This window comes from Aeromonas caviae (assembly GCF_000819785.1).
GTDB lineage: Bacteria > Pseudomonadota > Gammaproteobacteria > Enterobacterales > Aeromonadaceae > Aeromonas > Aeromonas caviae.
Window position 1 is genome coordinate 21,040 of sequence record NZ_CDBK01000073.1, and the last position, 12,338, is coordinate 33,377.

The 12,338-nt window shown below is 56.3% G+C and carries 11 protein-coding genes; all 11 read left to right on the top strand.

The window, feature by feature from the left end; all coding sequences use genetic code 11:
• Positions 1-21 precede the first annotated feature (21 nt).
• The 11 genes from rpoC (at position 22) to gmhB (ending at position 11,974) form a co-directional block, all read left to right on the top strand.
• Complete coding sequence (rpoC, locus tag BN1120_RS11880) at positions 22-4,326, top strand: DNA-directed RNA polymerase subunit beta' (RefSeq protein WP_010675955.1); 4,305 nt, start codon at positions 22-24, stop codon at positions 4,324-4,326.
• Between the two features lie 197 nt (positions 4,327-4,523).
• Positions 4,524-5,240, top strand: a complete 717-nt coding sequence (locus BN1120_RS11885) for a helix-turn-helix transcriptional regulator (protein ID WP_010675954.1) — start codon at positions 4,524-4,526, stop codon at positions 5,238-5,240.
• A 26-nt stretch (positions 5,241-5,266) separates the two neighbouring features.
• The gene (locus BN1120_RS11890) at positions 5,267-5,647 is read left to right on the top strand and encodes a RidA family protein (RefSeq protein ID WP_010675953.1); all 381 of its coding nucleotides are present in this window, start codon (positions 5,267-5,269) and stop codon (positions 5,645-5,647) included.
• A gap of 86 nt (positions 5,648-5,733) precedes the next feature.
• A complete protein-coding gene (gene tusD, locus BN1120_RS11895; protein WP_010675952.1) occupies positions 5,734-6,126 on the top strand; it encodes a sulfurtransferase complex subunit TusD in 393 nt (130 codons plus the stop codon).
• A 9-nt stretch (positions 6,127-6,135) separates the two neighbouring features.
• Positions 6,136-6,492 carry a sulfurtransferase complex subunit TusC gene (gene tusC / locus BN1120_RS11900; RefSeq protein ID WP_029314860.1) on the top strand — a complete coding sequence of 119 codons (357 nt, stop codon included), beginning with the start codon at positions 6,136-6,138 and terminating at the stop codon, positions 6,490-6,492.
• Between the two features lie 7 nt (positions 6,493-6,499).
• On the top strand, positions 6,500-6,778 hold the full coding sequence (gene tusB / locus BN1120_RS11905; protein ID WP_029314859.1) for a sulfurtransferase complex subunit TusB: 279 nt from the start codon (positions 6,500-6,502) through the stop codon (positions 6,776-6,778).
• Between the two features lie 181 nt (positions 6,779-6,959).
• Positions 6,960-7,334, top strand: a complete 375-nt coding sequence (gene rpsL / locus BN1120_RS20795) for a 30S ribosomal protein S12 (protein ID WP_005306278.1) — start codon at positions 6,960-6,962, stop codon at positions 7,332-7,334.
• Between the two features lie 93 nt (positions 7,335-7,427).
• Positions 7,428-7,898 carry a 30S ribosomal protein S7 gene (rpsG, locus tag BN1120_RS11915; RefSeq protein WP_010675949.1) on the top strand — a complete coding sequence of 157 codons (471 nt, stop codon included), beginning with the start codon at positions 7,428-7,430 and terminating at the stop codon, positions 7,896-7,898.
• Between the two features lie 75 nt (positions 7,899-7,973).
• Positions 7,974-10,079 (top strand): elongation factor G, encoded by a 2,106-nt coding sequence (fusA, locus tag BN1120_RS11920; protein WP_010675948.1) that lies wholly within the window; start codon positions 7,974-7,976, stop codon positions 10,077-10,079.
• A 54-nt stretch (positions 10,080-10,133) separates the two neighbouring features.
• A complete protein-coding gene (gene tuf, locus BN1120_RS11925) occupies positions 10,134-11,318 on the top strand; it encodes an elongation factor Tu (RefSeq protein WP_005306325.1) in 1,185 nt (394 codons plus the stop codon).
• A 113-nt stretch (positions 11,319-11,431) separates the two neighbouring features.
• A complete protein-coding gene (gene gmhB, locus BN1120_RS11930) occupies positions 11,432-11,974 on the top strand; it encodes a D-glycero-beta-D-manno-heptose 1,7-bisphosphate 7-phosphatase (RefSeq protein ID WP_010675946.1) in 543 nt (180 codons plus the stop codon).
• Positions 11,975-12,338 lie beyond the last annotated feature (364 nt).

A 12,338-nucleotide genomic window follows, 5' to 3' on the forward strand; every position in this document is an offset into this window, starting at 1 on the left:
GACTCCTGACAGGGGAAACACGTGAAAGACTTACTCAAGTTTTTGAAGGCTCAGACCAAGACCGAAGAGTTTGACAGTATCAAGATCGGTCTGGCCTCTCCTGACATGATCCGCTCCTGGTCATTCGGTGAGGTCAAAAAGCCTGAGACCATCAACTACCGGACTTTCAAGCCGGAGCGTGATGGTCTGTTCTGCGCCCGTATCTTCGGACCGGTGAAGGACTACGAGTGTCTGTGCGGCAAGTACAAGCGCCTGAAACACCGTGGTGTGATCTGCGAGAAGTGCGGTGTAGAAGTGACCCAGACCAAGGTCCGTCGTGAGCGCATGGGCCACATCGAGCTGGCCAGCCCGACTGCCCACATCTGGTTCCTGAAGTCCCTGCCGTCCCGTATCGGTCTGCTGCTGGACATGACCCTGCGTGACATCGAGCGCGTGCTGTATTTCGAATCCTATGTAGTGATCGAACCCGGCATGACCAACCTCGAGCGCAGCCAGATGCTCTCCGAAGAGAACTATCTGGACGCACTGGAAGAGTGGGGCGACGAATTCGACGCCAAGATGGGTGCCGAGGCCATTCTGGCCCTGCTGCGCGCCATCGATCTGGAAGGCGAAGTCAAAGCCATGCGTGAGGAGCTGGATCAGACCAACTCCGAGACCAAGCGCAAGAAGACCACCAAGCGTCTGAAGCTGATGGAAGCCTTCCTGCAATCCGGCAACAAGCCGGAGTGGATGATCATGACAGTGCTGCCCGTGCTGCCGCCGGACCTACGTCCGTTGGTACCGCTGGACGGCGGCCGTTTCGCGACCTCCGATCTGAACGATCTGTACCGTCGCGTGATCAACCGTAACAACCGCTTGAAGCGTCTGCTGGACTTGGCTGCGCCGGACATCATCGTGCGCAACGAAAAGCGCATGCTGCAAGAGTCCGTGGATGCCCTGCTGGACAACGGCCGTCGTGGTCGTGCCATCACCGGTTCCAACAAGCGCCCGCTGAAATCCCTGGCCGACATGATCAAGGGTAAGCAAGGTCGTTTCCGTCAGAACCTGCTGGGTAAGCGTGTCGACTACTCTGGTCGTTCCGTTATCACCGTAGGTCCGACCCTGCGTCTGCATCAGTGCGGTCTGCCGAAGAAGATGGCACTTGAGCTGTTCAAGCCCTTCATCTACGGCAAGCTGGAATCCCGCGGTCTGGCGACCACGATCAAGGCCGCCAAGAAGATGGTGGAGCGCGAAGAAGCCGTCGTTTGGGACATCCTGGACGAAGTGATCCGCGAACACCCAGTTCTGCTGAACCGTGCACCGACCCTGCACCGTCTGGGTATCCAGGCGTTTGAACCGACCCTGATCGAAGGCAAGGCCATCCAGCTGCACCCGCTCGTTTGTGCCGCCTATAACGCGGACTTCGACGGTGACCAGATGGCGGTCCACGTGCCGCTGACCCTGGAAGCCCAGCTGGAAGCGCGCGCCCTGATGATGTCCACCAACAACATCCTGTCGCCTGCCTCCGGTGAGCCGATCATCGTTCCTTCTCAGGACGTGGTCTTGGGTCTGTACTACATGACCCGTGCCCGTATCAACGCCAAAGGCGAAGGTATGGTGCTGTCCGGTCCTAAAGAGGCCGAGAAGGTCTACCGTGCCGGTCTGGCCGACCTGCATGCTCGCGTCAAGTGCCGCATCACCGAGTACGTGAAGAACGAAGCCGGTGAGCTGGTTGCCAAGACCGAGATGAAGAACACCACCGTTGGTCGTGCGATCCTGAGCCTGATCCTGCCCAAAGGCATGGAATACGCCCTGATCGACGAGCCCAAGGTACTGACTGCTGCAGAGCAGGCTGACCTGGACGCCAACCCGCAGAACTGGATCAAGTGCGTCTCCAACAAGGCGCTGGGCAAAAAGCTCATCTCCCGTCTGCTGAACACCTGCTATCGCAAGCAGGGCCTGAAGGATACCGTCATCTTCGCTGACCAGCTGATGTATACCGGTTTCCACTACGCGGCCCTGTCTGGTGCCTCTGTTGGTATCGATGACATGGTCATCCCGGATGCCAAGAAAGACATCATCGCTGCTGCAGAAGCCGAAGTCGCCGAGATCCAGGACCAGTTCCTGTCCGGTCTGGTGACCGCGGGCGAACGTTACAACAAGGTTATCGATATCTGGGCCAGCGCGAACGATCGCGTCTCCAAGGCCATGATGGACAACCTTTCCAAGGAGCGTAACGTCAACTCCCTGGGCGATGAGGAAGAGCAAGCCTCCTTCAACAGCATCTTCATGATGGCCGACTCTGGTGCGCGGGGCTCCGCCGCCCAGATCCGTCAGCTGGCCGGTATGCGTGGCCTGATGGCGAAGCCGGATGGCTCCATCATCGAAACGCCGATCGTGGCGAACTTCCGTGAAGGTCTGAACGTACTGCAGTACTTCATCTCCACTCACGGTGCTCGTAAAGGTCTGGCGGATACCGCACTGAAGACAGCGAACTCCGGTTACCTGACCCGTCGTCTGGTTGATGTGGCCCAGGACATGGTGATCACCGAGGACGATTGCGGCACTACCGACGGTCTGTGGATGACTCCGCTGATCGAGGGTGGCGACGTGGTCGAGCCGCTGCGTGAGCGCGTGCTGGGTCGTGTGGTGGCCGAAGACGTGATCAAGCCGGGTACCGAGGATGAAGTGCTGGTAGCGCGCAACACCCTGCTCGACGAGCAGCTGTGTGACCTGCTGGAGCGCAACTCCGTCGACCGCGTGAAGGTACGTTCTGCCATCACCTGTGAGACCGACTTCGGTAACTGTGCTCACTGCTACGGCCGTGATCTGGCCCGTGGTCACCTGGTTAACAAGGGTGAGGCTGTCGGTGTTATCGCTGCTCAGTCCATCGGTGAACCGGGTACCCAGCTGACGATGCGTACCTTCCACATCGGTGGTGCCGCATCCCGAGCGGCTGCCGAGAGCAGCATCCAGGTGAAGAACACCGGTAGCATCAAGTTGCAGAACGCCAAGTTCGTTCTGAACAACTCTGACAAGCTGGTTATCACCTCCCGTTCTACCGAGCTGACCATCATGGACGAGATGGGCCGTACCAAGGAAAGCCACAAGCTGCCTTACGGTTCCGTGCTGGAAGTGAAGGATGGCGAAGCGGTGAACGCCGGTGATACCGTCGCGAACTGGGACCCGCACACCCACCCGATCATCACCGAAGTAGCGGGTCGCCTGCACTTCGAACACATGATCGACGGTGTGACCATCACTCGTCAGACCGACGAGCTGACCGGTCTCTCTTCCATCGTCGTGCTGGATGTCAACGAGCGTCCGAGCGCCGGTAAAGAGATGCGTCCGACCGTGAAACTGGTCGATCTGAACGGCAAGGATGTGATGATCCCGGGCACCGACGTTCCCGCCCAGTACTTCCTGCCGGGCAAGGCGATCGTGAACCTGGAAGATGGTGCCAACGTGGGCGTGGGTGACGCGGTTGCGCGTATCCCGCAAGAGTCCAGCGGTACCAAGGACATCACCGGTGGTCTGCCGCGCGTTGCGGATCTGTTCGAAGCACGTCAGCCGAAAGAGCCGGCCATCCTGGCCGAGATCTCCGGTACCATCTCCTTCGGGAAAGAGACCAAGGGCAAACGCCGTCTGGTCATCACCCCGACCGATGGTGGCGAGATCTACGAAGAGATGATTCCGAAATGGCGTCACCTCAACGTGTTCGAAGGTGAAAAAGTTGAGAAGGGTGAAGTGCTGGCGGACGGTCCCGAGTCTGCTCATGACATCCTGCGTCTGCGCGGTATCAGCCCGGTCGCCAACTACATCGCCAACGAAGTGCAGGACGTTTACCGTCTGCAAGGCGTTAAGATCAACGACAAGCACATCGAAGTCATCGTGCGTCAGATGCTTCGCAAGTGCGAGATCCTGAGCGCTGGCGACACCGACCTGATCGAAGGTGAACAGGTTGAAGTGGCCCGTGTGAAGATTGCCAACCGTAAACTGGTTGCCGAAGGGAAGACCCCGGCTACCTACCGTCATATCCTGATGGGTATTACCAAGGCATCTCTGAGCACCGAGTCCTTCATCTCCGCGGCTTCCTTCCAGGAGACCACCCGCGTGCTGACCGAAGCAGCCGTTGGTGGCAAGCGTGATGAACTGCGCGGCCTGAAAGAGAACGTGATCGTGGGTCGTCTGATCCCGGCTGGTACCGGCTTTGCCTACCACCACAGCCGCATCAACCAGCGTGCCGCCGCAGCCCGTGCTGTCGGTGTGCCGCAGGTGACTGCCGATGAAGCTCAGCAAAACCTGGCGGATCTGCTCAACGCAGCCGGCAGTTTTGACGAAGAGTAATCTTCCGCTGCAGTGATCGAAAAGGGCCCCTTCTAGGGGCCCTTTTTTTATTTCCCATCCGGCGCCCAGCATGCACTGGGCTGGGGCAGGGGGATGATCCAGTGCAAGGTTATAGAGCAAAAAATCAAAAAAAGTTGACATTGCCCCGTCGCAACTGAAAACTCGGGAAAGTTGAATGGGTATTACAGGGGTAGAACATGGCTGTCGGTATCGAGGAAGTACTGCTTCCCGAAGAGCAACTGAGCGGTCGCGCTTTTACAGACGAAGACAGGGAGCTGTTGCGTTCATATGGGGGCCTTATCGAAGGCCTGGCCGATCTGTTCGGCAAGCACTGCGAGGTGGTGCTCCACTCCCTGGAAAATCTGCATGAGTCCGTGATCCAAATCGCGAATGGTTTCAATACGGGTCGAACTCTGGGGGCGCCGATCACCGATCTCGCCCTGCGGATGCTCAAGGACATCGAGAGCACGGGTCAGGATCACACCCAGAGTTATTTTGCCCGCAGTCGGACCGGTGCCTTGATGAAGTCGAGCACCATCGCCATCCGTAACCGCGACAAGCAGGTGATCGGCCTTATCTGCATCAATTTGCACATCAATGCGCCTTTCCACGAGTTCGTGGCCGAATTCTTCCCGACACCACAGCAGGTGGAGCGGCAATCGCCGGAGACCTTCGCCAACAGCGTCGAAGAGCTGGTTGCCCAGACGGTGGACAACACCATCGACGAGATCAATCGTGATCCCTCCGTGGCCAACAATGCCAAGAACCGTTTTATCGTGACCCAGTTGTTCGAGAAGGGCATATTTGATATCAAGGACTCGATCAACCTGGTCGCCGACAAGCTGAATATTTCCAAACATACCGTGTATCTCTACATCCGACAGCGCAAGCAGGGTGAAGAAGAGAGCGAGTAAGCGCCATAGATAGGGGATAGATAACAATGGCTAAAGAAGTGATTGCAACCGACAAGGCGCCTGCCGCAATTGGCCCTTATGTCCAGGCTACCAAGCTGGGTGAGCTGGTCTTTACCTCCGGGCAGATCCCGCTTGATCCGGCCACCATGGACATCGTTGCCGGTGGCATCGAGGCTCAGGCAGAGCAGGTGATGAAGAATCTGGTTGCCGTCTTGAAAGCCGCAGGGGCCGATACCAGCAAGGTGCTGAAGACCACTTGCTTCCTGAGTGACATGAACAACTTTGTGGCCTTCAACCAGGTGTATGCCCGCTACTTTGGCGAGTCCGCCCCGGCACGTTCCTGCGTGGAAGTTGCTCGTCTGCCCAAGGATGTACTGGTCGAAGTCGAAGCCATCGCTTACGTCTGAGCCTGTTTCATTGGAAAAGCCCCTCCCAGGAGGGGCTTTTGCGTCTGTGAGGTAGAATGGATACACCGCTGTGCAGGAGTGCGATCATGAGTCTGAATTTTGCTCTGCTGGTCACCGGGCCCGCCTATGGCACCCAGACGGCCAGCACGGCCTATCGTTTTGCCCTGAGTCTGGTCGAGCAGGGACACCGCTTGTCCCACCTCTTCTTCTATCAGGAGGGGGTGTGCAATGCCAATGGCCTCCATGCGCCAGCCAGCGATGAGACCGACCTGGTGGCATTGTGGCGCGAGTTGGCCATCCAGCAGGGTATCCGCATCGATGTGTGTGTGGCTGCGGCCATGCGCCGTGGCGTGCTGGATGAGCAGGAGGCCAAGGGAATGGGACGGGAGCATTTCAATCTGGAAGCGCCATTCTGCCTGAGCGGGCTCGGTCAGTTGGCGGAAGCCGCACTGACCGCTGATCGCTTCGTTCAGTTCTAGGGGGACAAAATGACCAGAATAGCGTTTATCTCACGGCGTGGTCCCCATGGTTCGGCGAGTGGTCGGGAGGGGCTGGATGCTCTGCTGGCCACCTCTGCATTGACGGAGTCCCTGGCACTCTTTCTGGTGGGTGATGGCGTGATGCAACTGGTGAGGGAGCAATCACCACACGCTATATTGCAGCGTCACTACGCCCCGACCTTCAAGATGCTGGAACTGTATGACATCGAAGAGATCTATGTCTGTGCGGTGTCACTGGCTGAGCGAGGACTGACGGCGGCGGATCTGCTAATCCCAGTGATTCCGCTCTCTCCTGCGGAAATTCGCCGTAGCTGGGCGGGTTTCACCACCCACATCTGCTTCTGAGGTGTCCGTGATACAGCTGATATTGAACTCTCCCTTCATGAGCCAAGATCTCGAGTTGGCGTTGCGTTACCGCATGGAAGGGGATCTGGTGGTGTTGATGCAGGATGCCGTGATGGCGGCGGCTGCCCCCGGGTGGTGCGAGCGCTTGGCAGACGTCCCCCTGTACGTCATGAAGGAAGACCTGCAAGCGAGAGGCTTGTCATCCGGGATCGGGATGGAACTCGATATGCCGGGTTTGATCAGGTTGATCGTCGAGCACGGATCACCGCAGACCTGGGGCGGTTAGGCTTGTTTTTCCTTTTTATCTCAGTTGCTTAACATAATGTCATTCGACTGTCATTTGCCATTTCGGTGTGCAAATTGTATAAATCTTGACTCCCCAGACAACAGGGCATAAAATTTCGCGTCCCCGTATCTGCGGGGAGGATTTTTCACACGTTTATGAAGTCATTATCAGGAGCCTTTTGATGGCAACTATTAACCAGTTGGTTCGCAAGCCACGCATCAAGCTCGTTGTGAAAAGCAACGTGCCGGCGCTGGAAGCGTGCCCTCAGAAGCGTGGCGTATGCACCCGTGTATACACCACCACCCCGAAGAAGCCTAACTCTGCACTGCGTAAAGTATGCCGTGTACGTCTGACCAACGGCTTCGAAGTCACCTCCTACATCGGTGGTGAAGGTCACAACCTGCAAGAGCACTCTGTTGTTCTGATCCGTGGCGGTCGTGTAAAAGACTTGCCAGGTGTTCGTTATCACACCGTTCGTGGTGCGTTGGACTGTGCCGGTGTTAAAGACCGTAAGCAGGCTCGCTCCAAGTACGGCGTGAAGCGTCCGAAAGCTTAATGGTTCTCCGTTAAGTAAGGCCAAACGTTAATTCGTTTCTAGTTAGATAACTTTCTAGTTTTGGGTAACCCCTGAAGTTACGGAGAATTTGAAATGCCAAGACGTCGTGTTGTTGGTCAGCGTAAAATCCTGCCGGATCCCAAGTTCGGATCTGAGCTGCTGGCTAAATTTGTCAACGTAGTAATGGTTGACGGTAAGAAATCTGTTGCAGAAGCCATCGTTTATGGCGCCCTGGACATCATTGCCACCAAATCTGGCAAAGAGCACCTGGCCCTGTTCGAAGTCGCTCTGGACAACATTCGTCCGGCGGTCGAGGTTAAATCTCGTCGCGTCGGTGGTGCAACCTATCAGGTGCCGGTAGAAGTTCGTCCGGTACGTCGCAATGCTCTGGCAATGCGCTGGTTGGTTGATGCCGCTCGTAAACGTGGTGAAAAATCAATGGCTCAGCGTTTGGCTGGCGAGCTGCTGGATGCCGCTGACAATAAGGGTTCGTCTGTCAAGAAACGTGAAGACGTTCACCGTATGGCTGAAGCGAACAAGGCCTTCGCTCACTTCCGCTGGTAATCCGCTTGCGCAGGGTCTTATGACTCTGCGCACCTTTAATTATCTGGGGACAAGCGCCCTAGTAAGAGGATGACAATGGCTCGTACAACCCCCATTGAGCGTTATCGTAATATCGGTATCTCCGCTCACATCGACGCCGGTAAGACTACTACTACCGAGCGCGTTCTGTTTTACACCGGTGTAAGTCACAAGATCGGTGAAGTTCACGATGGCGCCGCCACCATGGACTGGATGGAACAGGAACAAGAGCGTGGTATCACCATCACCTCCGCCGCGACCACCGCTTTCTGGTCCGGTATGGGTAAACAGTTCCAACCGCACCGTATCAACATCATCGATACCCCGGGCCACGTTGACTTTACTATCGAAGTAGAGCGTTCCATGCGTGTTCTGGATGGCGCCGTGATGGTGTACTGTGCCGTAGGTGGCGTACAGCCCCAGTCTGAAACCGTATGGCGTCAGGCTAACAAGTACAAGGTTCCCCGTATCGCGTTCGTCAACAAGATGGACCGTACCGGTGCCAACTTCCTGCGCTGCGTTGAGCACATCAAGACCCGTCTGAAAGGTAACCCGGTTCCTCTGCAACTGAACATCGGTTCCGAAGAGAACTTCAAGGGCGTTATCGACCTGGTCAAGATGAAAGCCATCAACTGGAGCGAAGCTGACCAGGGCGTATCCTTCGACTACGAAGACGTCCCGGCCGAGCTGCTGGAACAGGCGCAAGAAATGCGCATGAACCTGGTTGAAGCCGCTGCTGAAGCGTCTGAAGACCTGATGGAAAAATACCTGGGTGGTGAAGAACTGACTGAAGAAGAGATCAAGAAAGCTCTGCGTCAGCGTGTTCTGAACAACGAAATCATCCTGGTTACCTGTGGCTCCGCGTTCAAGAACAAGGGCGTACAGGCCATGCTGGATGCCGTGGTCGAGTACCTGCCGGCTCCGACCGACGTTGCTGCTATCGACGGTCTGAAGCTGGATGGCGAGACCAAGGACGAGCGTCACGCTTCCGATGACGAGCCGTTCTCTGCTCTGGCATTCAAGATTGCTACCGACCCGTTCGTGGGCAACCTGACCTTCTTCCGGGTTTACTCCGGTGTGGTCAACTCCGGTGACTCCGTGCTGAACTCCGTTAAAGAGAAGCGCGAGCGTTTCGGCCGTATCGTTCAGATGCATGCCAACAAGCGTGAAGAGATCAAAGAAGTTCGCGCAGGCGACATCGCTGCTGCCATCGGCCTGAAGGACGTCACCACCGGTGATACCCTGTGTGACGAAAGCGCACCGATCATCCTGGAGCGTATGGAATTCCCGGAGCCGGTAATCTCCATCGCCGTTGAGCCGAAATCCAAGGCTGACCAGGAGAAGATGGGTCTGGCTCTGGGCCGTCTGGCTCAGGAAGATCCGTCCTTCCGCGTATGGACCGACGAAGAATCTGGCCAAACCATCATCGCCGGTATGGGTGAGCTGCACCTGGACATCATCGTTGACCGTATGCGTCGCGAGTTCAAGGTAGAAGCCAACGTAGGTAAGCCGCAGGTTGCCTACCGTGAAACCATCCGCAACACCGTCAAGGACATCGAAGGCAAGCATGCCAAGCAGTCCGGTGGTCGTGGTCAGTACGGTCACGTCGTTATCGACATGTACCCGCTGGAAGAAGGCAAAGCCTACGAATTCGTCAACGACATCAAGGGTGGCGTGATTCCGGGCGAATTCATCCCGGGTGTTGACAAGGGTATCCGCGAGCAGCTGAAGTCCGGCCCGCTGGCAGGCTATCCGGTAATGGATCTGGGTGTGCGTCTGCACTTCGGTTCCTACCACGATGTCGACTCTTCCGAACTGGCGTTCAAGATCGCTGCTTCTCTGGCGTTCAAGGCTGGCTTCATGAAGGCCAACCCGGTACTGCTCGAACCGATCATGAAGGTCGAAGTCGAGACTCCGGAAGACTACATGGGCGACGTGATCGGTGACCTGAACCGTCGTCGCGGCCTGATCGAAGGCATGGAAGATGGCCCGTCCGGCAAGATCGTACGTGCGCTGGTGCCGCTGGCCGAAATGTTCGGTTACGCCACCTCCCTGCGTTCTGCTACCCAGGGTCGTGCTTCCTACGCCATGGAATTCGCCAAGTATCACGATGCCCCGACCAACGTCGCCCAGGCCGTGATCGAAGAGCGCAAATCCAAGTAATTTAAGATTCCCCGCCTACGACGGTAGGCGGGTTTAACCTAGAAGGACTACGTCGTGTCTAAAGAAAAATTTGAGCGTAATAAACCGCACGTAAACGTCGGCACCATCGGCCACGTTGACCACGGTAAAACCACCCTGACCGCCGCCATCACCAACGTGCTGGCCAAGCACTTCGGTGGTAAAGCTTTCGCCTTCGACCAGATCGACAAGGCACCGGAAGAGCGTGAGCGTGGTATCACCATCAACACCTCCCACGTAGAATACGACACTGCTACCCGCCACTACGCTCACGTAGATTGCCCGGGTCACGCCGACTACGTTAAAAACATGATCACCGGTGCTGCCCAGATGGACGGCGCAATCCTGGTAGTAGCAGCGACTGACGGCCCGATGCCGCAGACTCGTGAGCACATCCTGCTGGGTCGTCAGGTAGGCGTTCCGTACATCATCGTGTTCATGAACAAGTGCGACATGGTAGATGACGAAGAGCTGCTGGAACTGGTCGAGATGGAAGTTCGCGAACTGCTGTCCGAGTACGACTTCCCGGGTGATGACCTGCCGGTAGTACGTGGTTCCGCACTGAAAGCGCTGGAAGGCGAAGCTCAGTGGGAAGAGAAGATCCTGGAACTGGCTGGCCACCTGGACACCTACATTCCGGAGCCGGAGCGTGCCATCGACCAGCCGTTCCTGATGCCTATCGAAGACGTCTTCTCCATCGCAGGCCGTGGTACCGTAGTTACCGGTCGTGTAGAGCGCGGTATCGTCAAGGTTGGTGAAGAAGTGGAAATCGTTGGTATCAAAGATACCACCAAGACCACCTGTACCGGCGTTGAAATGTTCCGCAAACTGCTGGACGAAGGTCGTGCAGGTGAGAACGTTGGCGCGCTGCTGCGTGGCGTGAAGCGTGAAGACGTAGAGCGTGGTCAGGTACTGGCCAAGCCGGGCACCATCAAGCCGCACACCAAGTTCGAATCCGAAGTGTACGTGCTGTCCAAAGAAGAAGGTGGTCGTCACACTCCGTTCTTCAAGGGCTACCGTCCGCAGTTCTACTTCCGTACTACCGACGTGACCGGTACCATCGAACTGCCGGAAGGCGTAGAGATGGTAATGCCGGGCGACAACATCAAGATGGTTGTTACCCTGATTGCGCCGATCGCGATGGACGACGGCCTGCGTTTCGCCATCCGTGAAGGTGGCCGTACCGTAGGTGCTGGTGTTGTAGCTAAAGTTATCGCTTAATCGATACTTTATATGCACACATGAAAGGGGTGGCTTCGGCCACCCCTTTTACTTTTGGGGCTTTAATTGGCCTGTGAGATACTTTTGCGAAATCATCTATAGAGGTAGCTGCTGTGAGTAAACCCGCCATTTTTCTGGATCGCGATGGTGTCATCAACAAAGACACGGGTTATGTCAGCCAGGTTGATGACTTCCATTTTCTGCCCGGGGTGATTGAGGCCATGCAATTGCTGAAGAAAAAAGGCTATTTGCTGGTCGTGGTGACCAACCAATCCGGTATCGCCCGCGGTTACTTCACGGAAGATGACTTCATGAACCTGACCGAGTGGATGGATTGGTCATTGGCCGATCGGGATGTGGATCTCGATGGTATCTACTTCTGCCCCCATCACCCGGATCACGGCGCCCCTTGCGACTGCCGCAAACCGGAACCCGGCATGCTGCTGTTGGCGCAGCAAGAGTTGGGCATCGACATGGACCGCTCTTATATGGTGGGTGACAAACCTTCGGACCTGAAAGCCGCCATCAATGCCAAGGTCGGTCACAAGATAATGGTCAGAACAGGCAAGCCGATTACTGATGCGGGGATTGAGCTGGCCGATGCCATCTACGACAACCTGCATGATTTTGCCGTTGCAGCGCCTGTCACAGGCTGATTTCGCTGGATTAAGATGCTTTTTGGTGGCTTTGTGAGCGGTTGAACGGTGAAAGCCATCTTTTTGCAATTATCCTCTTGCCAGAACGAATTCGCTCCCTATAATGCGCCTCCATCGACAGGGCAAGCGGCAACGCAAACAAGCCGGTCGGTAGCCTCGAAAAGCCTTTGAAAATAAGGCTTGACTCGAGAAGGCGGTTGAGTAGAATGCCACTCCCGCAGCAGCCAAAAGCTGCGTCGCTCTTTAACAATTTGAATCAAGCAATCTGTGTGGGCACTCACAGCATCGAGCATCAAAAACAATTTTTGATATCAATGTCTGATGAAGTGACCAAAGCAACTTTTAGTTGCAGCAGTTAATTCAG

Coding starts and splice junctions, on each gene's coding strand:
- tusC (WP_029314860.1), top strand. CDS start 6,136: ATGACCAGAATAGCGTTTATCTCACGGCGTGGTCCCCATGGTTCGGCG.
- rpsG (WP_010675949.1), top strand. CDS start 7,428: ATGCCAAGACGTCGTGTTGTTGGTCAGCGTAAAATCCTGCCGGATCCC.
- BN1120_RS11890 (WP_010675953.1), top strand. CDS start 5,267: ATGGCTAAAGAAGTGATTGCAACCGACAAGGCGCCTGCCGCAATTGGC.
- rpsL (WP_005306278.1), top strand. CDS start 6,960: ATGGCAACTATTAACCAGTTGGTTCGCAAGCCACGCATCAAGCTCGTT.
- tusD (WP_010675952.1), top strand. CDS start 5,734: ATGAGTCTGAATTTTGCTCTGCTGGTCACCGGGCCCGCCTATGGCACC.
- fusA (WP_010675948.1), top strand. CDS start 7,974: ATGGCTCGTACAACCCCCATTGAGCGTTATCGTAATATCGGTATCTCC.
- BN1120_RS11885 (WP_010675954.1), top strand. CDS start 4,524: ATGGCTGTCGGTATCGAGGAAGTACTGCTTCCCGAAGAGCAACTGAGC.